Raw genomic sequence first — 21,973 nt, 5'->3', positions numbered from 1 at the left:
AGCGGCGCCTTCAACCTTCCGGCGCGGTCATCTGCCGCTGCATGTGGTCGAGGTACTGATCGAGTTCCGCCACGTTGGCGAACACCTCGGCGACGGGCACCGCCTTCACGATGTCGAAAACCTTCTTGACCTGCGGTTGCGGGTTGAGCAGCAGCGTGCGGCCCTCGCGATCGTGCATCTGCTTGCGCAGTTGCGCGAGGCTGCGCAGCCCGGCGCTGCTGATGTATTCCAGCGCCGACAGGTCGATGACCAGGGTGCCGCCGTTGTCGACCAGTGGCGTGATGTCGTGCATCGCCTCGTCGAACGCGGCGAACGTCGCGGCGTCGAGGCGGCCTTCCAGCCACACCGTGCTGCGGTCGGTGGTCGGGCTTTCGCTGCGGACGATGAGGGTCATGTGGCGGGCTCGTCGAAAGGGTCGAAGCGGATGACGACACGATTGCCGTGTGCGTCGCGTGCATAGTGGAAGTCGCTGGCGATGCTGCGAGCCAGGTGCAGCCCGAGGCCGCCGATATCTCGGCGCGCGATGTCCCCGGGGAGGTGTGGGGGCTCGTGCTGGAGCGGGTCGAACGCCATGGCATCGTCGCGCAATTCCAGGTGGACCGCATCGGGCTCGATCCGGAGCGTGATCTCGATGCTGCCGTCGCGCCCGTCCGGGTAGCCGTGGCGCACCGTGTTCACCAGCAGTTCCTCGAGCACGAGGCGTACGTCCGCGCGGCAGGCGGGATCGACCTCGGCACGGTCCAGCGTGCCTTCGGCCCGGTCCAGCGCGAGGAAGACGTCCTCGAGCCGGTTAGGAATGCGCAGCCGCATCGAGGCGGACTCCCTCGGCGCCGCTGTCGTGCCAGGTGAGCGCGAGCAGTGCGATGTCGTCGTAGGCGGGGGCCCCGTCCACATAGGCGTCGACGTCGCCGAGGATACGTTCCACGTAGGCGTCCGGCGCGGCGCCATCCTCGATGCGCGCGACGCTGTCCAGGATCGCGTGGGTGCCGTAAAGGCGCTGGTTTCCCGCATGCGCCTCGCTGACGCCATCGGTGTACATGAGCAAGGTATCGCCCCCAAGCAGCGTAAGTACGCGTACAGGGTAGCGCGCTTCGCGGTCCAGGCCGAGCGCCGGCCCGGTTTCGACGTCCACCAGGATGGCGCTGCCCCCCGCATGCAGCACCGGTTGCTCGTGCCCGGCGCTGGCCAGCGTGAGTAGTCCGGTCTCGGTTTCGACGACACCGCAAAGCAGGGTGACGAACATGCAGGTGTCGTTGCCCTTGCAAAGCTCCCGGTTCAGCGCACCCAGGATGTCGCTGGGTGAGCGGGCGTGGGTGGCGAGGGTGCGCGCGAGGGTGATCGTGCGCGCCATGAATAGCGCGGCGGGGATGCCCTTGTCCGAGACATCGCCCACCATGACGCAGACATGCCGCGCGCCCAGGGTGAAATAGGTGTACAGGTCGCCACCCACCGCGCTCGCCGGGCGTAGCGCGGCATGCAGTTCGATGCGGCCGTCCGCCGCCAGCCAGTGCGGCTCGGGGATCAGGGCCAGCTGGATCTGCCGGGCGATCTCCAGTTCGCTGGTCATGCGCTCCTGCTCGCGGGCGATGCGCTTGGCGGAGTCGATATGGCCGGCCAGCTGATGGCGCATCTGGTCGAAGGCCCGCGTGAGGCGACCCACCTCGTCGTTGCGCTTCAGCTGGGGCAGGGCGAAGTCGAGTTCGCCGCGCGCGACGTCCTCGACGCGATCGGAAAGCACCACGAGCGGGGCCATCAGGCGCCGTGTGATGACCAGCGCGATCAGGGACACGCCGGCCAGTGCGAGGACGCCGAGGAGAAGGTCGACTGAGTACGTCTGGCGAAGGTCCGCCAGGACTTGCCGCTCGGGCATGGTCAGGCCGAAGGTCCAGCTCGTGCCGGGGATCGGCACGAAATAGACCCATACCGGCTCGCTCACGCGGCCGCCCATCTCGGGCGTGATCCTGGCGGGATTGCGCCGCTCGGCGATGGCCGCGAGCAGTGGCTTGCTGCCGCGCGTGCCGATGTACGAGGTCCAGTCATGGGCGAGGAATTCGCCGCTGGCGTCGATCACGAAGGCCGAGGCGTGGTCCGGCTTGTTCAGCTCCCCCAGCAACTGCTGCAACCAGCCGAGGCTGATGGTGGCGTCGGCCACGCCGATGACGGACCCGGCCTTGCCGGGAATGGCGACGGAATAACCCACCAGCGGGTCGCTGCGGTCCACGGAGTGGAACGGCGCCTGCCAGCAACCACGCTCGCAGTTCAATCCGCGGACGAACCAGGGCGCTCGCCAGTACAACTCCGGATCGCCGAGGCGGCTGCCCATGCTCAGCTTGCCGTTCGCCGCGCGGCGGGCCACCGGGGCGTCCTCGTCGCGTGGCGCGTCGCTGTTGTGCGGAATGAAGGCGGCGGTGATGTCGACCAGTTCCGGATTGACCACGAGGGTGTCCCGGATCAGGGCGGGTGCTTCATCCCGGCGCGTGCCCAGGATGCCGGCGAGAACCTGGGACACCTTGGCGACGCCGTCGATGCGGCCTTTTATCCGCGTCGCAGCCCAGCCTGAGACGGCTGCGGCCTCGCGTTCCGTCTGCTTGAGGATCTGTTCCCGGGTATGCGACAGCATCAGCCCGCCCGTGACGATCAGCACGATCGCCGACCCCAGGAGAACGCCCAGGGCGAGCCGCGAGGCGACGCTGCGAAGGACCATAGAGGGCTCCAGTGGGCTATGCCTCGGAATCTATGCTGCCCCGGGCGGCCCCACAAGCTGCCGGAGCGTCATAATGTGATCTTTTCCCAAACAGGTAAGGGCATGTCCGGCACCCAGCGCGAGGTCGAGTTCCGCTTCCTGGCCCAACCGACCGATGTGAACTTCGGCGGCAAGGTCCATGGCGGTATGGCGATGAAGTGGCTCGACCAGGCAGGCTACGCCTGTGCGGTGGGCTGGAGCGGCGCCTATTGCGTCACCGCGTCGGTCAGCGGCATCCAGTTCCTCGCCCCCATCCTGATCGGCGACCTGGTCACGGTGCGGGCACGGCTGATCCACACCGGCACCTCGAGCATGCACCTCTCGGTGGATGTGCTCGCGCGCGACCTGCGCAGCGGTGAAGAGCGCCTGGCCACCAGTTGCGTGATGGTCTTCGTGGCGCTGGACAAACCGGATGGCGGCAAGCCCACGCCGGTACCACCGTGGACGCCCGTCGAAGAGAGGGACCGGCGTCTGCAGGAATACGCGCTCAAGCTGATGGAAATGTCGCGCGCGATGGAGCCCCTGGTCCGCGCCACCCGCGAGGCCTGAATCGCCGATAGGGTCGGCTCCCACCGGGGCTCCGTGAACCGCCGGGCTGCTGTGATCTGGTGGAAGCCGACCCTGTCGGCGATTCATTCCGCACAAACACTTCACTTCCCCCGACCCCGCCGCTACACTGCGCGGCCCCCTCGCCAGGCACCCGTCCCGGCGGGGTGTCACGGCGTTCGGAAGCCGCTGCCGCATGTGATTTCAGCGTGCGGAAGTTGTTGACAGTTTCCGGGACGCTCGCGACAATAGGCGTTCTTTGTTGGAGGAATACCCAAGCGGCCAACGGGGGCAGACTGTAAATCTGCTGGCTTACGCCTTCGGTGGTTCGAATCCACCTTCCTCCACCAGACGAGTTCCGCGTAGTGCGGGAGTAGTTCAATGGTAGAACTTCAGTCTTCCAAGCTGATTGTGCGGGTTCGATTCCCGTCTCCCGCTCCATTGTTCTCACGCGCGCTGCGTCACGTGCTCATGTAGCTCAGTCGGTAGAGCACTTCCTTGGTAAGGAAGAGGTCGCTGGTTCGATTCCAGTCATGAGCACCATCTTCGTCGTCCGCGGCGGTTCCTTTTTTACTATCTCATTGGCTCCAGCGGAGTTTAGCGCTCATGGCAAAGGGTAAGTTCGAACGTAAGAAGCCGCACGTCAACGTCGGCACCATCGGTCACGTCGATCACGGCAAGACCACGCTGACGGCTGCGCTGACGAAGATTGGCGCCGAGCGTTTTGGCGGCGAATTCAAGGACTACGGTTCGATCGACGCGGCGCCGGAAGAGAAGGCGCGCGGTATCACGATCTCGACCGCGCACGTGGAATACGAATCGCCGAAGCGCCACTACGGCCACGTCGATTGCCCGGGCCACGCGGATTATGTGAAGAACATGATCACGGGTGCGGCGCAGATGGACGGCGCGATCCTGGTGTGCTCGGCCGCGGACGGCCCGATGCCGCAGACGCGCGAGCACATCCTGCTGTCGCGCCAGGTGGGCGTGCCGTACATCGTCGTGTTCCTGAACAAGGCCGACATGGTGGACGACGCCGAGCTGCTCGAGCTGGTCGAGATGGAAGTGCGCGAGCTGCTGTCGAAGTACGAGTTCCCGGGCGACGACACGCCGATCATCCACGGTTCGGCGCGTCTGGCGCTGGACGGTGACCAGTCGGAGATCGGCGTGCCGTCGATCATCAAGCTGGTGGATGCGCTGGACAGCTGGATTCCGGAGCCGGAGCGCGACATCGACAAGCCGTTCCTGCTGCCGGTGGAAGACGTGTTCTCGATCTCGGGTCGTGGCACGGTGCTGACCGGTCGCGTCGAGCGCGGCATCGTCAAGGTGGGTGACCCGGCCGAAGTGGTCGGTCTGAAGGACACCCAGACCACGACGGTGACGGGCGTGGAAATGTTCCGCAAGCTGCTGGACCAGGGTCAGGCCGGTGACAACGTCGGCGTGCTGGTTCGCGGCCTGAAGCGTGAAGACGTCGAGCGTGGCCAGGTGCTGGCCAAGCCGGGTTCGGTGACGCCGCACACGGAGTTCGAAGGTGAGGTGTACATCCTGTCGAAGGACGAGGGTGGCCGTCACACGCCGTTCTTCAGCAACTATCGTCCGCAGTTCTACTTCCGTACCACGGACGTGACCGGTTCGATCAAGCTGCCGGAAGGCGTGGAGATGGTGATGCCGGGCGACAACGTGAAGATCAGCGTCACGCTGGGCTTCCCGATCGCGATGGACGAAGGCCTGCGCTTCGCGATCCGCGAAGGCGGTCGTACCGTCGGCGCCGGTGTCGTCTCCAAGATCAACAAGTAAGAAGACAAGCGATGCCGGTCCTTCGGGGCCGGCACCCGGTCGCGGGGCGGGTGGGTCGTTGACCGCCCGCTTTCGCGGTTCCACTGTTTTACCTGTACGCCAGTAGCTCAATTGGCAGAGCAGCGGTCTCCAAAACCGCAGGTTGGGGGTTCGAGTCCCTCCTGGCGTGCCACTCTTGAGTGCGCATGAATACGAAGGCACAAGAAGCCAAGGGTTTGGGCCCGGCCGACATCGGCAAGCTGGCGCTTGCGCTGGTCGTGCTCGCCGCAGGCATCGTCGGTTTCTACTATTTTAGCGATAACCCGAACGTGCCGTCGTTTGCGCGCGTCGTCGGTGTGCTCGTCGCTGTCGCGGCCGCCCTGGCGATCGGTGCCTTCACGGCCCCGGGTCGCAAGCTGCGCGGCTTTGTCGCCGAATCGCAGTTCGAGTTGCGCAAGGTCGTCTGGCCGTCGCGCGACGAAACGCTGAAGACCACCGGTATCATCATGGTGGTCGTCGTCATTCTTTCGCTGTTGATGGGGCTGATCGACTGGTTGCTGAAGTCGCTCGTGCTCGATTGGCTGTTGAAACTCGGACATTGAGGTAAGGCATGAGCAAGCGCTGGTACGTGGTTCACGCCTATTCGGGGTTCGAGCAGCAGGTTCGCAAGGCCCTCGATGAGCGCGTCAAGCGCGAGGGCATGGAAGAGAAGTTCGGTGAGATCCTGGTTCCGACCGAGGAAGTCATCGAGATGCGCGGCGGCCAGAAGCGTCGCAGCGAGCGCAAGTTCTTCCCTGGTTACGTCCTGGTCCAGATCGAGACCGATACCAGCGGCAAGACGCCGCGTATCGACGACGAATGCTGGCACCTGGTCAAGGAAACCCCGAAGGTCATGGGTTTCATCGGCGGCACCGCCGACCGTCCGCACCCGATCCGCGACAGCGAGGCCGAGGCCATCCTGAGCCGCGTCCGCGAAGGTGTCGAAAAGCCCCGCCCGAAGGTCCTCTTCGAGCCAGGCGAGATGGTTCGCGTCACCGACGGTCCGTTCAACGACTTCAACGGCGTGGTCGAGGAAGTCAATTACGAAAAGAGCCGCCTGCGCGTCGCGGTGCTCATTTTCGGTCGTTCTACCCCGGTCGAGCTCGAGTTCGGCCAGGTGGAGAAGGCCTGACGGTCTTCTGGCTGGCCCTGGCCAGCCCATTCGGCATGGGGTTTGCTTAACCCGAGCCGGACGCCTATAATGCCCGGTTCACGCTGGAGCCTTGTGCTCCGGCGTGTCCGTGTTTCAGGGGTTCGCAGGCGCGGCCCTACCACCTCCACGGACGGTCTACAGCGAGGAGCCGCAAGGCGCCAGCACTCGCGAGGAAAGATAAATGGCAAAGAAAGTCATTGGTTACATCAAGTTGCAGGTGAAGGCCGGCCAGGCGAACCCGTCGCCGCCGGTCGGTCCGGCGCTCGGTCAGCGCGGCCTGAACATCATGGAGTTCTGCAAGGCGTTCAATGCCGCCACGCAGAAGCTCGAGCCGGGTCTCCCGATCCCGGTCGTGATCACGGCTTATTCGGATCGTACCTTCACCTTCATCACGAAGACCCCGCCGGCCTCGATCCTCCTCAAGAAGATCACGGGCGTGGCGAAGGGTTCTCCGAAGCCGAACACCGACAAGGTGGGCAAGGTCACCCGTGCCCAGCTCGAGGACATCGCGAAGCAGAAGGAGCCGGATCTCACGGCTGCCGATCTGGATGCCGCCGTGCGTACGATCGCCGGCAGCGCGCGTTCCATGGGTCTGGTGGTGGAGGGTTAAGACATGGCAAAGCTCACTAAGCGTATGAAGGCCGCCACGGCCGCCGTTCAGCCCGGCAAGACCTACGGTCTCGACGAGGCGCTGAAGATCGTCAAGGACAACGCCAAGGCGAAGTTCGCCGAGTCGGTCGACGTCTCGGTCCGCCTGGGCATCGATGCGAAGAAGTCGGACCAGGGCGTGCGCGGTTCGTCGCTGCTGCCGCACGGCACCGGCAAGACCGTTCGCGTCGCCGTGTTCGTCCCGGCCGGTGAGAAGGCCGACGCCGCCCTCGCGGCTGGCGCCGATGCCGTCGGCATGGACGACCTCGCCGAGAAGATGCAGGCGGGCGACCTCAACTACGGTCGCGTCATCGCCACGCCGGACGCGATGCGCGTCGTCGGTAAGCTCGGCCAGGTGCTCGGTCCCCGGGGCCTGATGCCGAACCCGAAGGACGGCTCGGTCACCGCCGACGTCGCCACGGCCGTCAAGAACGCCAAGGCCGGCCAGGTCAAGTTCCGCAACGACAAGGGCGGCATCATCCACGCCACCATCGGCAAGGCGAGCTTCGAAGCCGCCCAGCTGGCGGACAACCTGAATGCGCTGATCGCCGATCTGCTGAAGGCCAAGCCGGCCGCGGCGAAGGGCCAGTACATCCAGAAGGTGTCGCTGTCGAGCACCATGGGCGTGGGCGTGCCGGTCGATACCTCGACCGTGAACACCTCGACCAAGTAAGCAAGAGTTACGACCCTCGCCGGCCCGGCCGGCGGGGGCACGTTTTTGAGGGCGACCCCGGTTTCGTGCCGGGGCAGCCGTCAAAGACCGTAGGCGCGAGCAGCGCGCGACGGCGACGAGCAGGGAGCTCGTGTTGGCAAGGAAACGCCGTCGTCGGCAGCGGGTTCGCTTAATCGGATGCCTCTTCGGGTCCGGCCTGCGTAGATGGTGCAGCCCCTTCTGGCATTCGTTTCGAATCTGGAAAGGCCACCACCCGGGACCCCGCGTCCCCGACGTCAGGACGATGTCGCCCAGGACCGCAAGCGGCAGGAGTCGTGAGCGGAGTTCAATTGGAGGAGTGCAATGGCTCTCAATCTGTCTCAGAAGCAAGAAGTAGTCGCCGAGCTGGCAGAAGTCGCCGCGAAGGCTCACTCCTTGGTCGCCGCCGAATACGCGGGCACCACGGTCTCCCAGATGACCGAGATGCGCAAGAAGGCTCGTGAAACGGGCGTGTTCCTGAAAGTTGTCAAGAACACCCTCGCTGCACGCGCCGTGGCTGGTACCGAATTCGAGGTCGTCAAGGACGCTCTCGTCGGTCCGCTGCTCTATGCGTTCTCCACTGAGGAACCGGGCGCCGCAGGCCGCCTGATCAAGGAATTCGCGAAGACCAACGACAAGCTCAAGACGAAGGTCGTGTCCGTGGAAGGCAAGCTCCTTCCCGCCGCCCACGTCGACGTGCTTGCCTCGTTGCCGACCCGTCAGGAAGCGCTGGCCATGCTGGCTCGCGTCCTCAACGAGCCGGTCACGATGTTCGCGCGCGCCGTCAAGGCCGTTGGCGAGAAGCAGGGTGGTGGCGAAGTCGCCGCCGAAGCCCCGGCCGAAGCCTGATTCGTCGACTTATTTCCATAAGACCCCATTTCAGAAGGTAAGAAACAATGTCCACCCTGACCACCGAACAGATCGTCGAAGCCATCAAGGCCAAGTCCCTGATGGAAATCATGGAGCTGGTGAAGTCGATCGAAGACACCTTCGGCGTCTCGGCTGCCGCCCCGGTTGCCGTTGCTGGCCCGGCCGCTGCCGGCCCGGCTGCCGAAGCGCAGACCGAGTTCGACGTGATCCTGAAGTCCGCCGGCGAGAAGAAGGTTGACGTGATCAAGGCCGTCCGCGCCATCACCGGCCTCGGCCTGAAGGAAGCCAAGGACCTCACCGAGGCCGGCGGCGTCGTGAAGGAAGCGGCTTCGAAGGAAGATGCCGAGAAGTTCAAGAAGGACCTCGAAGCTGCCGGCGCCACGGTCGAACTCAAGTAATCGGCGCCTTGCGCGCCAGCTGTTCGACATAGCGTCAAGTGAGCCTGGGGGCGTAAGCCCCCGGGCTTTGGCCGTTCCAGGCCATGTTCCACGTTCCATGTCCGTTGTTGATCCGTCGGAAATGGGACATCGGGAGTCGAGGGCAGCGATGCCCTGCGGTACGAATCTCGATCTCCGATTTTCGATTCACTAACTGTTAGCTGGCGCTCTCTGGCCGGCATCATGAAACCGAGGCGGTACCCACCATGACCTACTCGTTTACCGAGAAGAAGCGCATCCGTAAGGATTTCGGCAAGCGTCCGCCCGTGCTGGGCGTGCCCAACCTGCTGACGATCCAGACCGACTCGTACAAGGAATTCCTGCAGGAGCAGGTCAGCCCCAAGCAGCGTGAAGACAAGGGCCTGCACGCCGCGCTGAAGTCGGTGTTCCCGATTTCCAGCTATTCCGGCAACGCCGCCCTCGAATACGTGGACTACCGGCTCGGCGAGCCGGCGTTCGACGAGCGCGAGTGCCGCAACCGCGGCATGACGTTCGGCGCGCCGCTGCGCACGACCGTCCGCCTGGTCATCTACGACAAGGACAGCCCGGCCTCGAAGAAGGCCGTGAAGTACGTGAAGGAGCAGGAGGTCTACATGGGCGAGATTCCGCTCATGACCGAGACCGGCACCTTCATCATCAACGGCACCGAGCGCGTCATCGTCTCGCAGCTGCACCGTTCGCCGGGCGTGTTCTTCGACCACGACCGCGGCAAGACGCACAGCTCGGGCAAGTTGCTGTTCTCCGCCCGCGTGATTCCTTACCGTGGCTCGTGGCTCGACTTCGAGTTCGACCCGAAGGACGCGCTGTTCACCCGTATCGATCGTCGCCGCAAGCTGCCGGTGACCGTGCTGCTGCGCGCGCTCGGCTACACGAACGAAGAGATGCTGCAGATCTTCTTCGAGCACAACGTGTTCCACCTGGGCAAGAAGGGTGGCGTCACCCTCGACCTCGTCGCCGAGCGCCTGCGTGGTGAAACGCTTTCCTTCGACCTCGTGATCGACGGCAAGGTGCTGGTCGAAGCCGGCAAGCGCATCACCGCGCGCCACGTTCGCCAGCTCGCCAGCGAGAAGATCACCACGCTCGAAGTGCCGGACGACTACCCGGTCGGCCGTATCGTCGCGATCGACATGGTCGACAAGGACACCGGCGAGATCATCGCCGCGGCCAACGACGAACTGACCGCCGAGCACCTGGAGCGCTTCCGCAAGGCTGGCATCGAGACGGTGCCGACGTTGTACGTGAACGATCTCGATCGTGGCGCGTACATCTCGAACACGCTGCGCATCGACAACACGCGCACGCAGCTCGAGGCCCTGGTCGAAATCTACCGGATGATGCGTCCGGGCGAGCCGCCGACCAAGGACGCCGCGCAGAACCTGTTCTTCAACCTGTTCTTCACCTTCGACCGCTACGACCTGTCGGCCGTGGGCCGCATGAAGTTCAACCGTCGTGTCGGCCGCAAGGACGTCATCGGCCCGGGCGTGCTGTACGACCACAAGTACTTCGCCGAGCGCAAGGAAGACGAATGCCAGCGCCTGGTCGCGGAGCAGGGCGAGACGTCCGACATCCTCGACGTGCTGCGCGTGCTGATCGACATCCGCAACGGTACGGGCACGGTCGACGATATCGATCACCTGGGTAACCGCCGCGTGCGTTCGGTCGGCGAAATGGCGGAGAACACCTTCCGCATCGGTCTCGTCCGCGTCGAGCGCGCGGTTCGCGAGCGCCTGTCGCTGGCCGAGTCCGAGGGCCTGACCCCGCAGGAACTGATCAACGCCAAGCCGGTCGCGGCGGCGGTGAAGGAGTTCTTCGGCTCGTCGCAGCTCTCGCAGTTCATGGACCAGAACAACCCGCTGTCCGAAGTGACCCACAAGCGCCGCGTGTCGGCGCTCGGACCGGGCGGCCTGACCCGTGAGCGCGCCGGCTTCGAAGTGCGCGACGTGCATCCGACCCATTACGGCCGCGTCTGCACCATCGAAACGCCGGAAGGCCCGAACATCGGCCTGATCAACTCGCTGGCCGTGTATGCCCGCACCAATGCCTACGGCTTCCTCGAGACGCCGTACCGCAAGGTCGAGAACGGCAAGGTCACCGACAAGGTCGACTACCTTTCCGCGATCGAGGAGGGCGACCACGTGATCGCGCAGGCGAACTCGCCGCTGACCAAGGAAGGCAAGTTCATCGAGGACTTCGTCTCCTGCCGTTTCCGTGGTGAGTCCGAGCTGCGTCCGTCGGCCGAGATCAACTACATGGACGTCTCGCCGATGCAGACCGTGTCGGTCGCCGCGGCGCTCGTCCCGTTCCTCGAGCACGACGACGCCAACCGCGCACTGATGGGCGCGAACATGCAGCGCCAGGCCGTTCCGACCCTGCGCAGCCAGAAGCCGCTCGTCGGCACGGGCATCGAGCGCGCCGTGGCGCGTGACTCGGGCGTGACCGTGTCGGCCCGTCGTGGCGGCGTGATCGACCAGGTCGACGCGGCCCGTATCGTCGTGCGCGTCAACGAAGCCGAAGTCGGCGACGACGATGCCGGCGTCGATATCTACACGCTGACCAAGTACACCCGCTCCAACCAGAACACCAACCTCAACCAGCGTCCGCTGGTGAACGTGGGTGACGTGGTGGCGGTGGGCGACACGCTGGCGGACGGTTCCTCGACCGACCTGGGCGAGCTCGCGCTTGGCCAGAACATGCTCGTCGCGTTCATGCCGTGGAACGGCTACAACTTCGAAGACTCGATCCTCATCTCCGAGCGCGTGGTGCAGGAAGACCGTTACACCTCGATCCACATCGAGGAACTGACGTGTATCGCCCGCGACACCAAGCTCGGCGCCGAGGAAATCACCGCGGACATCCCGAACGTCGGTGAGCAGGCGCTCGCGCGCCTCGACGAATCCGGCATCGTGTACATCGGTGCGGAAGTGAAGGCGGGCGACATCCTCGTCGGCAAGGTCACGCCGAAGGGCGAAAGCCAGCTCACGCCGGAAGAGAAGCTGCTTCGCGCGATCTTCGGCGAGAAGGCCTCGGACGTGAAGGACAGCTCGCTGCGCGTGCCCCCGGGCATGGACGGCAACGTCATCGACGTGCAGGTCTTCACCCGCGACGGTATCGAGAAGGACAAGCGCGCCAAGCAGATCGAAGAGACCGAACTGAAGCGGATCCGCAAGGATCTCGACGACCAGTTCCGCATCCTCGAGGGCGCGATCTATGCCCGCATGCGCTCGCAGCTGGTCGGCAAGACCGCGATGAGCGGCCCGGGTGGCCTCAAGCGTGGCACCACGATCGACGACGCCTACCTGGACGGCCTGAAGAAGGACGACTGGTTCAAGATCAACGTCAAGGAAGAGGAAGTGTCCGAGTTCCTCGAGCGCGCGGCCGAACAGGTCAAGCGCCACAAGGAGAACTTCGACAAGCGCTTCAAGGAGAAGCAGGGCAAGATCACCCAGGGCGACGACCTCGCGCCGGGCGTGCTCAAGATGGTCAAGGTCTACCTGGCCGTCAAGCGCCGCATCCAGCCGGGCGACAAGATGGCCGGCCGTCACGGTAACAAGGGTGTCGTGTCGATGATCGTTCCGGTCGAGGACATGCCGTTCTCCGCCGACGGCCGTCCGGTCGACATCGTGCTGAACCCGCTGGGCGTGCCTTCGCGTATGAACATCGGCCAGATCCTCGAGGTTCACCTCGGCTGGGCGGCGAAGGGTCTCGGCCACAAGATCGAGGCGATGATCCAGGCCAACGAGAAGCCCGCCAAGCTGCGCGAGTTCCTCGACGAGGTCTACAACCACGGCAACGCCGGTGCGGAAGGCGCGGTGCGTCACGTCGACCTAAAGTCGATGTCCGACCACGAGATCGTCTCCCTGGCGAACAACCTCTGCGACGGCGTGCCGATGGCGACGCCGGTGTTCGACGGTGCCGAGGAGTCCGAGATCAAGCACATGCTCAAGCTCGCCGACCTGCCGGAATCCGGACAGACGGTGCTCTTCGACGGCCGTACCGGCGAGGCGTTCGATCGCCCGGTCACCGTCGGCTACATGCACATGCTGAAGCTGAACCACCTCGTCGACGACAAGATGCACGCGCGTTCGACGGGACCGTACTCGCTCGTCACCCAGCAGCCGCTGGGCGGCAAGGCGCAGTTCGGTGGCCAGCGCTTCGGCGAAATGGAAGTCTGGGCGCTGGAAGCGTATGGCGCCGCGTACACCCTGCAGGAAATGCTGACCGTCAAGTCGGACGACGTCCAGGGCCGCAACCAGATGTACAAGAACATTGTGGACGGCAACCACGAAATGGCCGCGGGCATGCCGGAATCCTTCAACGTACTCGTGAAGGAAATCCGCTCGCTCGGCATCGACATCGAACTCGAAGAGATCAAGTGATCGTCGCGGCTACCGGAGATTACGCATGAAAGACCTGCTCAATCTGTTCAACCAGCAGCGACAGACGCTGGATTTCGACGCGATCAAGATCGCTCTGGCTTCGCCGGAGCTGATCCGCTCGTGGTCGTACGGCGAAGTGAAGAAGCCGGAAACCATCAACTACCGCACGTTCAAGCCTGAGCGTGACGGTCTGTTCTGCGCGGCCATTTTCGGTCCCATCAAGGACTACGAATGCCTGTGCGGCAAATACAAGCGCATGAAGCATCGCGGCGTGGTCTGCGAGAAGTGCGGCACCGAGGTCACCCTGGCCAAGGTCCGTCGCGAGCGCATGGGCCACATCGAACTGGCCAGCCCGACCGCGCACATCTGGTTCCTGAAGTCGCTGCCTTCGCGCATCGGCCTCATGCTGGACATGACCCTGCGTGACATCGAGCGCATCCTGTACTTCGAAGCCTTCGTGGTGATCGATCCGGGCTTGACCGCGCTCGAGCGCGGTCAGCTGCTCAGCGAAGACCAGTACCTGGAAGCCACCGAAGAGCACGGTGACGAATTCGACGCCCGCATGGGTGCCGAGGCCGTCTACGAGCTGCTGAAGAGCCTCGACCTGCCGGGCGAAGTCATCCGCCTCAAGGAAGAGATCTCGTCGACGAATTCCGAGACCAAGCTGAAGCGCCTCACCAAGCGCGTGAAGCTGATCGAGGCGTTCCTCGAGTCGGGCAACAAGCCGGAATGGATGGTCATGACCGTCCTGCCGGTGCTGCCGCCCGACCTGCGTCCGCTCGTTCCGCTGGATGGCGGCCGCTTCGCGACCTCCGACCTCAACGACCTGTACCGCCGCGTCATCAACCGCAACAACCGCCTGAAGCGTCTGCTCGAGCTCGCCGCGCCCGACATCATCGTGCGCAACGAGAAGCGCATGCTGCAGGAATCGGTCGATGCGCTGCTCGACAACGGCCGCCGTGGCCGTGCCATCACCGGCACGAACAAGCGCGCGCTGAAGTCGCTCGCGGACATGATCAAGGGCAAGCAGGGCCGCTTCCGCCAGAACCTGCTCGGCAAGCGCGTCGACTACTCGGGCCGTTCGGTCATCGTGGTCGGCCCGACGCTGCGCCTGCACCAGTGCGGCCTGCCGAAGAAGATGGCGCTCGAGCTGTTCAAGCCCTTCATCTTCGCCAAGCTGCAGGCCCGTGGCGAAGCCACCACGATCAAGGCCGCGAAGAAGCTCGTCGAGCGCGAGGAAGCGCAGGTCTGGGACATCCTCGAGGACGTGATCCGCGAGCACCCGGTCATGCTCAACCGTGCGCCGACCCTGCATCGCCTGGGTATCCAGGCGTTCGAGCCGGTCCTCATCGAAGGCAAGGCGATCCAGCTGCATCCGCTCGTGTGTACGGCGTTCAACGCCGACTTCGACGGTGACCAGATGGCCGTGCACGTGCCGCTGTCGATCGAGGCGCAGCTCGAAGCCCGCGCCCTGATGATGTCGTCGAACAACATCCTGTCGCCGGCGAACGGCGAGCCGATCATCGTACCGTCGCAGGACGTCGTGCTCGGCCTGTACTACATGACCCGCGAGCTGATCAACGCGAAGGGCACCGGCATGGTGTTCGCGAACGTCGGCGAAGTGCGTCGTGCGTACGACAACCGCGCCGTCGAGCTGCACGCCAAGGTGAAGGTGCGCGTGCGCAGCGTGGAAACCGTCGATGGCGAGCGCGTCGAGCGCCTCGTCCTGGTCGACACCACGGTGGGTCGCGCCCTGCTCGCCGAGATCATCCCGGAGGGCTTGCCCTTCGCGCTGGTCAACACCGAGCTGACCAAGAAGAACATCTCGCGCCTGATCAACCAGAGCTACCGTCTGCTCGGCCTGAAGGAATCGGTCGTGTTCGCCGACAAGCTGATGTACACCGGCTTCCGTTTCGCGACGCGCGCCGGTATCTCCATCGGCATCGACGACATGAAGATCCCGGCCGAGAAGAAGGGCATCCTCGAGGAAGCCGAGAAGGAAGTCGTCGAGATCCAGGAGCAGTACCAGTCGGGCCTGGTGACCGCCGGCGAGCGCTACAACAAGGTGGTCGACATCTGGTCGCGTACCAACGAACTCGTCGCCAAGGCGATGATCGACGGTATCGGCACCGAGAAGGTGCAGGACGCCGACGGCAACACGGTCAACCAGAAGTCGATGAACTCGCTGTACATCATGGCGGACTCCGGCGCGCGTGGTAGCGCGGCGCAGATTCGTCAGCTGGCAGGCATGCGCGGCCTGATGGCCCGCCCGGACGGCTCGATCATCGAGACGCCCATCAAGGCGAACTTCCGCGAAGGCCTGAACGTCCTGCAGTACTTCAACTCGACCCACGGTGCCCGTAAGGGTCTCGCGGATACCGCGCTGAAGACCGCGAACTCCGGTTACCTGACCCGTCGCCTCGTCGACGTGGCCCAGGACGTCGTCATCACCGAGCACGATTGCGGCACGGAAGATGGCGTGCTGATGTCGCCGATCGTCGAAGGCGGTGACGTGGTCGAGCCGTTGCGCGAGCGCGTGCTCGGTCGCGTCGTGGTCGAGGACGTCTACGCCCCGGGCGATGACGACCAGCCGATCGTGACCCGCGACACGTTGCTCGACGAGTACCTGGTCGACCAGCTCGACAAGGCCGGCGTGCAGCTGATCAAGGTCCGTTCGCCGATCACCTGCCGTGCCAGCCACGGCGTGTGTGCCCTGTGCTACGGCCGCGACCTCGCTCGCGGTCACCTGGTCAACATGGGCGAGGCCGTGGGTGTGGTCGCCGCGCAGTCGATCGGTGAGCCGGGTACCCAGCTGACGATGCGTACGTTCCACATCGGTGGTGCGGCGTCCCGTGCGGCTGCGGTGGACAACGTGACGGTCCGCACGACCGGCGCGCTGAAGTTCAACAACCTGAAGTCGGTCGAGCATTCGCAGGGTCACCTGGTCGCCGTCTCGCGTTCGGGCGAAGTGAGCGTCATCGACGCCAACGGTCGCGAACGTGAGCGTTACAAGGTGCCTTACGGCGCGACCATCGCGGTGAAGGACGGCGACCCGGTCAAGGCCGGCCAGACCGTCGCGAACTGGGATCCGCATACCCACCCGATCGTCACGGAAGTGGCCGGCGTGGTCCGCTTCATCGACTTCATCGATGGCGTGACCGTGCAGTCGCAGACCGACGAACTGACCGGCCTCGAGTCGGCGGTGGTGACGGATCCGAAGCGTCGCGGCACGCAGGCGAAGGACCTGCGCCCGATCGTCCGCCTGGAAGACAGCAAGGGCCGTGAGCTCAAGCTGCCGGGTACGGACATCGCGGCCCAGTACTTCCTGCCGGCGGGTGCGATCGTCTCGATCCAGAACGGTGCCGAAGTGGGCGTGGGTGACGTCGTCGCCCGTATCCCGCAGGAAACCTCGAAGACCCGCGACATCACGGGTGGTCTGCCGCGCGTCGCCGACCTGTTCGAAGCCCGCAAGCCGAAGGAGCCGGCGATCCTCGCGGAGCGTTCGGGTATCGTCAGCTTCGGCAAGGACACCAAGGGCAAGCAGCGCCTCATCATCAAGGACGTGGACGGCAACGAGCACGAAGAGCTGATTCCCAAGTGGCGCCAGGTCATCGTGTTCGAGGGCGAGCACGTGGAGAAGGGCGAAACCGTCGTCGACGGCGAGCCGAATCCGCACGACATCCTGCGCCTGCTGGGTGTCGAGCCGCTGGCCTCGTACCTGGTCAAGGAGATCCAGGACGTCTACCGCTTGCAGGGCGTGAAGATCAACGACAAGCACATCGAAGCGATCATTCGCCAGATGCTGCGCAAGGTCGAGATCACCGAGCCGGGTGACAGCACTTACCTGCGCGGTGAGCAGGTCGAGCGCGTCCGGATCAACGAGGAAAACGAGCGCGCCGAGAAGCGGGGCGAGCGTCGGGCCGAGTTCGAGTCGGTCCTGTTGGGCATCACCAAGGCCTCGCTGGCCACCGAGTCGTTCATCTCGGCGGCTTCGTTCCAGGAAACCACCCGCGTCCTCACCGAGGCGGCGGTCCGTGGCACCCGGGATACGTTGCGTGGCCTGAAGGAAAATGTTATTGTTGGGCGGCTAATCCCTGCGGGTACGGGTCTGGCATACCACGCTTCGCGTCGTAGCCAGGGCGGACTGACGGCCTCGGAGCTGGAAACCCTCTCGGGTTCTTCGGCACCGGCTGTCACGTTCGAAGAGGCTCCCGCCGGGTCCAACGATAGCGCCGAGTAAGGCCCGTACCCGGGTTTTGCTCGTACATACGAAATGAGGCGCAAGGATGCGCCTCGTGTTCGGAATCAGGGACGATGGGCGCTGGCCCGCTTCGCGGGCGGCGCACGTCAACAACGCTTCTCTGGCGGGCCGATCTATCGGTCTGCCTTTATGTTTCTCAGGAATAGCTTCGCATGACGACAGTCAACCAGTTGGTGCGCAAATCCCGCAGCCCGAAGGCGTACAAGAGCGCCTCGCCGGCCCTGCAGAGCAGCCCGCAGCGCCGCGGGGTGTGCACGCGCGTTTATACGACCACTCCGAAGAAGCCGAACTCGGCGCTGCGTAAGGTTGCCAAGGTGCGCCTGACCAACGGTTTCGAAGTCATCAGCTACATCGGTGGCGAAGGTCACAATCTGCAGGAGCACTCGGTGGTCCTGATCCGCGGCGGTCGCGTCAAGGATCTCCCCGGTGTGCGTTACCACACGGTTCGCGGCAGTCTCGACTGCGCCGGCGTGACCAAGCGTCGCAAGTCGCGCTCGAAGTACGGCGCCAAGCGCCCGAAGAGCTGAGTAGAGGACAAGAATTATGTCGCGTAAAGGTTCCCATCCCGCCCGTGTGGTCCTCCCGGACCCGAAGCACGGAAGCCAGCTGATTGCCCGTTTCATCAATATGGTGATGAAGTCCGGCAAGAAGTCCGTCGCTGAAGCCATCGTCTACGGCGCCCTGCAGCACATCGGCGAAAAGAACGCCGAGCCGGTGCAGCTCGTCGAGAAGGCCCTGGGCAATATCGCCCCGGCCGTCGAGGTGAAGTCCCGCCGAGTCGGTGGTGCCACGTACCAGGTGCCGGTCGAGGTCCGTCCGGGCCGTCGTATGGCTCTCGCCATGCGTTGGGTGATCGACGCGGCGCGCAAGCGCGGCGAAACGTCCATGCCGCGCAAGCTGGCCGCCGAACTGCTCGAAGCCTCGGAATCCCGTGGCGGCGCCGTCAAGAAGCGCGAAGAGACGCATCGCATGGCGGAGGCCAACAAGGCCTTCTCGCATTACCGCTGGTAATTACAGCTCCAGATTGAGGAAAGACCGTGGCACGCACTACGCCCATCGAGCGCTACCGCAACTTCGGCATCATGGCTCACATCGATGCCGGCAAGACCACGACCACGGAGCGCATCCTGTTCTACACCGGTGTCAGTCATAAGATTGGCGAGGTGCACGACGGTGCCGCTACGATGGACTGGATGGAGCAGGAGCAGGAGCGCGGCATCACCATCACTTCCGCCGCCACCACGGCGTTCTGGAAGGGCATGGATCGTTCGCTGCCCGAGCACCGCTTCAACATCATCGACACCCCGGGACACGTCGACTTCACCATCGAAGTGGAGCGCTCGCTCCGCGTTCTCGACGGTGCGGTGTTCGTTCTCTGTGCCGTGGGTGGCGTGCAGCCGCAGTCGGAAACCGTGTGGCGCCAGGCCAACCGGTACAAGGTGCCGCGCCTCGCGTTCGTCAACAAGATGGACCGCACCGGCGCGAACTTCTACAAGGTCGTCGACCAGCTGAAGAGCCGCCTTGCCGCCAACCCGGTGCCGATGCAGGTGCCGATCGGTGCCGAGGACAACTTCGAGGGCGTCGTCGACCTCCTCAAGATGAAGGCCATCAAGTGGGACATGGAGTCCCAGGGCATGAAGTTCGAATACGTCGAGATTCCTGCCGAGCTCCAGGCCAAGGCCGAGGCCGATCGTACGGCCATGATCGAAGCCGCGGCGGAAGCCACGGAAGAGATGATGGACAAGTACCTCGGTGGCGAAGAGCTGACCGAAGCCGAGATCATCGAAGGCCTGCGCCTGCGCACGCTGAAGAGCGAGATCATCCCGGTCTTCTGCGGCACGGCGTTCAAGAACAAGGGCGTCCAGGCGATGCTCGACGCGGTCGTCAATCTGCTGCCGTCGCCGCTCGACCGTCCGCCGGTCGAAGGCATCGACGAAGACGAGAAGCCGGACACCCGCGAAGCCAAGGACGATGCACCGTTCTCCGCGCTCGCGTTCAAGATCATGACCGATCCGTTCGTCGGCGCGCTGACGTTCTTCCGTGTCTATTCGGGCACGCTGAACGCCGGCGACCAGGTGTACAACCCGGTCAAGTCGAAGAAGGAGCGCATCGGCCGCATCCTGCAGATGCACGCCAACGAGCGTCACGAACTGAAGGAAGTCCGCGCCGGCGATATCGCCGCGGCGGTCGGCCTGAAGGACGTCACGACCGGTGACACGCTGTGCGCGCAGGATCACATCATCACGCTCGAGCGCATGTCGTTCCCCGAGCCGGTGATCTCGATGGCGGTCGAGCCGAAGACCAAGTCGGACCAGGAAAAGATGGGCATCGCCCTCGGCCGCCTGGCCGCGGAAGATCCGTCGTTCCGCGTCCGTACGGACGAAGAGTCGGGCCAGACGATCATCTCGGGCATGGGCGAGCTTCACCTGGACATCCTGGTGGACCGCATGCGTCGCGAGTTCAACGTCGAAGCCAACGTCGGCAAGCCCCAGGTGGCTTACCGCGAAACGATCCAGGCATCGGACGTCAAGTCGGACTACAAGCACGCCAAGCAGTCGGGTGGTAAGGGTCAGTACGGTCACGTCGTGATCGAACTGTCGCCGATCACCGCCGCCGACCGCGCGGATGAGAAGCTGGCCGCCCAGATCAAGGACGACTTCCTCTTCATCAACGACATCACGGGTGGTGTGATTCCGAAGGAATTCATCCCGTCGGTCGAGAAGGGCCTGCGCGAGACGATCACCTCGGGTCCGCTGGCCGGCTTCCCGGTCGTGAACACGAAGGTCAAGCTCGTCTTCGGTTCCTACCATGACGTCGACTCGTCCGAAATGGCGTTCAAGCTCGCCGCGTCCATGGCGTTCAAGCAGGGCTTCGCCAAGGCGCAGCCGGTTCTGCTCGAGCCGATCATGAAGGTCGAGGTCGTGACGCCGGAAGATTACGTCGGTGACATCATGGGCGATCTGAGCCGCCGTCGCGGCATGCTGACCGGCCAGGACGATACGCCGTCGGGCAAGACCATCAACGCGATGGTTCCGCTCGGTGAGATGTTCGGCTACGCCACCACGATCCGCTCGTTGAGCCAGGGCCGTGCGATGTTCACGATGGAGTTCGATCATTACGATCCGGCGCCGAAGAATGTCGCCGACGAGGTCATGAAGAAGTCCTGATAAGGGCTTCTTCTTTAAACATATAACGTTCTTTTAGAGGTTTAGAGTCATGGCAAAGGGTAAGTTCGAGCGCAAGAAGCCGCACGTCAACGTCGGCACCATCGGTCACGTCGATCACGGCAAGACCACGCTGACGGCTGCGCTGACGAAGATTGGCGCCGAGCGTTTTGGCGGCGAATTCAAGGACTACGGTTCGATCGACGCGGCGCCGGAAGAGAAGGCGCGCGGTATCACGATCTCGACCGCGCACGTGGAATACGAATCGCCGAAGCGCCACTACGGCCACGTCGATTGCCCGGGCCACGCGGATTATGTGAAGAACATGATCACGGGTGCGGCGCAGATGGACGGCGCGATCCTGGTGTGCTCGGCCGCGGACGGCCCGATGCCGCAGACGCGCGAACACATCCTGCTGTCGCGCCAGGTGGGCGTGCCGTACATCGTCGTGTTCCTGAACAAGGCCGACATGGTGGACGACGCCGAGCTGCTCGAGCTGGTCGAGATGGAAGTGCGCGAGCTGCTGTCGAAGTACGAGTTCCCGGGCGACGACACGCCGATCATCCACGGTTCGGCGCGTCTGGCGCTGGACGGTGACCAGTCGGACATCGGCGTGCCGTCGATCATCAAGCTGGTGGATGCGCTGGACAGCTGGATTCCGGAGCCGGAGCGCGACATCGACAAGCCGTTCCTGCTGCCGGTGGAAGACGTGTTCTCGATCTCGGGTCGTGGCACGGTGCTGACCGGTCGCGTCGAGCGCGGCATCGTCAAGGTGGGTGACCCGGCCGAAGTGGTCGGTCTGAAGGACACCCAGACCACGACGGTGACGGGCGTGGAAATGTTCCGCAAGCTGCTGGACCAGGGTCAGGCCGGTGACAACGTCGGCGTGCTGGTTCGCGGTCTGAAGCGTGAAGACGTCGAGCGTGGCCAGGTGCTGGCCAAGCCGGGTTCGGTGACGCCGCACACGGAGTTCGAGGGTGAGGTGTACATCCTGTCGAAGGACGAGGGTGGCCGTCACACGCCGTTCTTCAGCAACTATCGTCCGCAGTTCTACTTCCGTACCACGGACGTGACCGGTTCGATCAAGCTGCCGGAAGGCGTGGAGATGGTGATGCCGGGCGACAACGTGAAGATCAGCGTCACGCTGGGCTTCCCGATCGCGATGGACGAAGGCCTGCGCTTCGCGATCCGCGAAGGCGGTCGTACCGTCGGCGCCGGTGTCGTCTCCAAGATCAACAAGTAAGAAGGATCACTGCGGCGGGGTGACCC

General features: G+C 64.4%; 17 protein-coding genes and 4 tRNA genes. 18 read left to right on the top strand and 3 right to left on the bottom strand.

Annotation, left to right across the window (positions count from 1 at the left end; all coding sequences use genetic code 11):
* Positions 1-10: 10 nt before the first annotated feature.
* From AB6730_RS09465 to AB6730_RS09455, 3 genes are read right to left on the bottom strand one after another with little or no spacing between them, the layout of a single operon-like run.
* A complete protein-coding gene (locus tag AB6730_RS09465) occupies positions 11-394 on the bottom strand; it encodes an STAS domain-containing protein (RefSeq protein WP_371023366.1) in 384 nt (127 codons plus the stop codon).
* Complete coding sequence (locus AB6730_RS09460) at positions 391-810, bottom strand: ATP-binding protein (protein ID WP_371023365.1); 420 nt, start codon at positions 808-810, stop codon at positions 391-393. Before AB6730_RS09460 ends, AB6730_RS09465 begins: the two co-directional genes overlap by 4 nt.
* Complete coding sequence (locus AB6730_RS09455) at positions 791-2,704, bottom strand: SpoIIE family protein phosphatase (RefSeq protein WP_371023364.1); 1,914 nt, start codon at positions 2,702-2,704, stop codon at positions 791-793. The genes AB6730_RS09460 and AB6730_RS09455 overlap by 20 nt, the downstream gene beginning before the upstream one ends.
* 102 nt (positions 2,705-2,806) lie before the next feature.
* Between AB6730_RS09455 and AB6730_RS09450 the strand changes: the two genes are divergently transcribed.
* From AB6730_RS09450 to tuf (AB6730_RS09365), 18 genes are all read left to right on the top strand, one after another.
* Positions 2,807-3,292 carry an acyl-CoA thioesterase gene (locus AB6730_RS09450; RefSeq protein WP_371023363.1) on the top strand — a complete coding sequence of 162 codons (486 nt, stop codon included), beginning with the start codon at positions 2,807-2,809 and terminating at the stop codon, positions 3,290-3,292.
* Between the two features lie 261 nt (positions 3,293-3,553).
* Positions 3,554-3,639: transfer RNA gene (locus tag AB6730_RS09445), tRNA-Tyr, on the top strand.
* 17 nt (positions 3,640-3,656) lie between these two features.
* Positions 3,657-3,730, top strand: a tRNA-Gly gene (locus AB6730_RS09440).
* Positions 3,731-3,756: 26 nt separating this feature from the next.
* Positions 3,757-3,832 (top strand) — tRNA-Thr (locus AB6730_RS09435).
* A 63-nt stretch (positions 3,833-3,895) separates the two neighbouring features.
* Positions 3,896-5,086, top strand: a complete 1,191-nt coding sequence (gene tuf / locus AB6730_RS09430) for an elongation factor Tu (RefSeq protein ID WP_371023362.1) — start codon at positions 3,896-3,898, stop codon at positions 5,084-5,086.
* A gap of 96 nt (positions 5,087-5,182) precedes the next feature.
* Positions 5,183-5,258, top strand: a tRNA-Trp gene (locus tag AB6730_RS09425).
* A gap of 13 nt (positions 5,259-5,271) precedes the next feature.
* Positions 5,272-5,667 (top strand): preprotein translocase subunit SecE, encoded by a 396-nt coding sequence (gene secE, locus AB6730_RS09420; RefSeq protein ID WP_371023361.1) that lies wholly within the window; start codon positions 5,272-5,274, stop codon positions 5,665-5,667.
* A gap of 8 nt (positions 5,668-5,675) precedes the next feature.
* Positions 5,676-6,236, top strand: a complete 561-nt coding sequence (gene nusG, locus AB6730_RS09415) for a transcription termination/antitermination protein NusG (RefSeq protein ID WP_306849827.1) — start codon at positions 5,676-5,678, stop codon at positions 6,234-6,236.
* A 202-nt stretch (positions 6,237-6,438) separates the two neighbouring features.
* Positions 6,439-6,867 carry a 50S ribosomal protein L11 gene (gene rplK, locus AB6730_RS09410; protein ID WP_306849829.1) on the top strand — a complete coding sequence of 143 codons (429 nt, stop codon included), beginning with the start codon at positions 6,439-6,441 and terminating at the stop codon, positions 6,865-6,867.
* Between the two features lie 3 nt (positions 6,868-6,870).
* Positions 6,871-7,578: a 50S ribosomal protein L1 gene (gene rplA / locus AB6730_RS09405; RefSeq protein ID WP_306849831.1), complete on the top strand. Its 708-nt coding sequence runs from the start codon at positions 6,871-6,873 to the stop codon at positions 7,576-7,578.
* 342 nt (positions 7,579-7,920) lie between these two features.
* The gene (rplJ, locus tag AB6730_RS09400) at positions 7,921-8,445 is read left to right on the top strand and encodes a 50S ribosomal protein L10 (protein WP_306849834.1); all 525 of its coding nucleotides are present in this window, start codon (positions 7,921-7,923) and stop codon (positions 8,443-8,445) included.
* A 47-nt stretch (positions 8,446-8,492) separates the two neighbouring features.
* The gene (gene rplL, locus AB6730_RS09395) at positions 8,493-8,864 is read left to right on the top strand and encodes a 50S ribosomal protein L7/L12 (protein WP_306849836.1); all 372 of its coding nucleotides are present in this window, start codon (positions 8,493-8,495) and stop codon (positions 8,862-8,864) included.
* A 245-nt stretch (positions 8,865-9,109) separates the two neighbouring features.
* On the top strand, positions 9,110-13,279 hold the full coding sequence (rpoB, locus tag AB6730_RS09390; RefSeq protein WP_371023360.1) for a DNA-directed RNA polymerase subunit beta: 4,170 nt from the start codon (positions 9,110-9,112) through the stop codon (positions 13,277-13,279).
* 25 nt (positions 13,280-13,304) lie between these two features.
* A complete protein-coding gene (gene rpoC, locus AB6730_RS09385; protein WP_371023359.1) occupies positions 13,305-17,519 on the top strand; it encodes a DNA-directed RNA polymerase subunit beta' in 4,215 nt (1,404 codons plus the stop codon).
* A 173-nt stretch (positions 17,520-17,692) separates the two neighbouring features.
* Complete coding sequence (gene rpsL, locus AB6730_RS09380) at positions 17,693-18,067, top strand: 30S ribosomal protein S12 (RefSeq protein WP_036115505.1); 375 nt, start codon at positions 17,693-17,695, stop codon at positions 18,065-18,067.
* Positions 18,068-18,083: 16 nt separating this feature from the next.
* On the top strand, positions 18,084-18,551 hold the full coding sequence (gene rpsG, locus AB6730_RS09375) for a 30S ribosomal protein S7 (RefSeq protein ID WP_090059100.1): 468 nt from the start codon (positions 18,084-18,086) through the stop codon (positions 18,549-18,551).
* A gap of 26 nt (positions 18,552-18,577) precedes the next feature.
* Positions 18,578-20,707, top strand: a complete 2,130-nt coding sequence (gene fusA, locus AB6730_RS09370) for an elongation factor G (protein ID WP_371023358.1) — start codon at positions 18,578-18,580, stop codon at positions 20,705-20,707.
* A gap of 49 nt (positions 20,708-20,756) precedes the next feature.
* Positions 20,757-21,947 carry an elongation factor Tu gene (tuf, locus tag AB6730_RS09365; protein WP_371023357.1) on the top strand — a complete coding sequence of 397 codons (1,191 nt, stop codon included), beginning with the start codon at positions 20,757-20,759 and terminating at the stop codon, positions 21,945-21,947.
* Positions 21,948-21,973 lie beyond the last annotated feature (26 nt).

The organism is Luteibacter sp. RCC_6_2 (assembly GCF_041360655.1).
Taxonomy (GTDB): domain Bacteria; phylum Pseudomonadota; class Gammaproteobacteria; order Xanthomonadales; family Rhodanobacteraceae; genus Luteibacter.
Note: the sequence above shows the minus strand (reverse complement) of the source record. Positions and strands in the feature narration are given on the sequence as shown.

Bases quoted from the DNA above. Each gene is read 5' to 3' on its own strand.
- AB6730_RS09465 (WP_371023366.1), bottom strand. From the start codon at position 394: ATGACCCTCATCGTCCGCAGCGAAAGCCCGACCACCGACCGCAGCACG.
- AB6730_RS09460 (WP_371023365.1), bottom strand. From the start codon at position 810: ATGCGGCTGCGCATTCCTAACCGGCTCGAGGACGTCTTCCTCGCGCTG.
- AB6730_RS09455 (WP_371023364.1), bottom strand. From the start codon at position 2,704: ATGGTCCTTCGCAGCGTCGCCTCGCGGCTCGCCCTGGGCGTTCTCCTG.
- AB6730_RS09450 (WP_371023363.1), top strand. From the start codon at position 2,807: ATGTCCGGCACCCAGCGCGAGGTCGAGTTCCGCTTCCTGGCCCAACCG.
- tuf (WP_371023362.1), top strand. From the start codon at position 3,896: ATGGCAAAGGGTAAGTTCGAACGTAAGAAGCCGCACGTCAACGTCGGC.
- secE (WP_371023361.1), top strand. From the start codon at position 5,272: ATGAATACGAAGGCACAAGAAGCCAAGGGTTTGGGCCCGGCCGACATC.
- nusG (WP_306849827.1), top strand. From the start codon at position 5,676: ATGAGCAAGCGCTGGTACGTGGTTCACGCCTATTCGGGGTTCGAGCAG.
- rplK (WP_306849829.1), top strand. From the start codon at position 6,439: ATGGCAAAGAAAGTCATTGGTTACATCAAGTTGCAGGTGAAGGCCGGC.
- rplA (WP_306849831.1), top strand. From the start codon at position 6,871: ATGGCAAAGCTCACTAAGCGTATGAAGGCCGCCACGGCCGCCGTTCAG.
- rplJ (WP_306849834.1), top strand. From the start codon at position 7,921: ATGGCTCTCAATCTGTCTCAGAAGCAAGAAGTAGTCGCCGAGCTGGCA.
- rplL (WP_306849836.1), top strand. From the start codon at position 8,493: ATGTCCACCCTGACCACCGAACAGATCGTCGAAGCCATCAAGGCCAAG.
- rpoB (WP_371023360.1), top strand. From the start codon at position 9,110: ATGACCTACTCGTTTACCGAGAAGAAGCGCATCCGTAAGGATTTCGGC.
- rpoC (WP_371023359.1), top strand. From the start codon at position 13,305: ATGAAAGACCTGCTCAATCTGTTCAACCAGCAGCGACAGACGCTGGAT.
- rpsL (WP_036115505.1), top strand. From the start codon at position 17,693: ATGACGACAGTCAACCAGTTGGTGCGCAAATCCCGCAGCCCGAAGGCG.
- rpsG (WP_090059100.1), top strand. From the start codon at position 18,084: ATGTCGCGTAAAGGTTCCCATCCCGCCCGTGTGGTCCTCCCGGACCCG.
- tuf (WP_371023357.1), top strand. From the start codon at position 20,757: ATGGCAAAGGGTAAGTTCGAGCGCAAGAAGCCGCACGTCAACGTCGGC.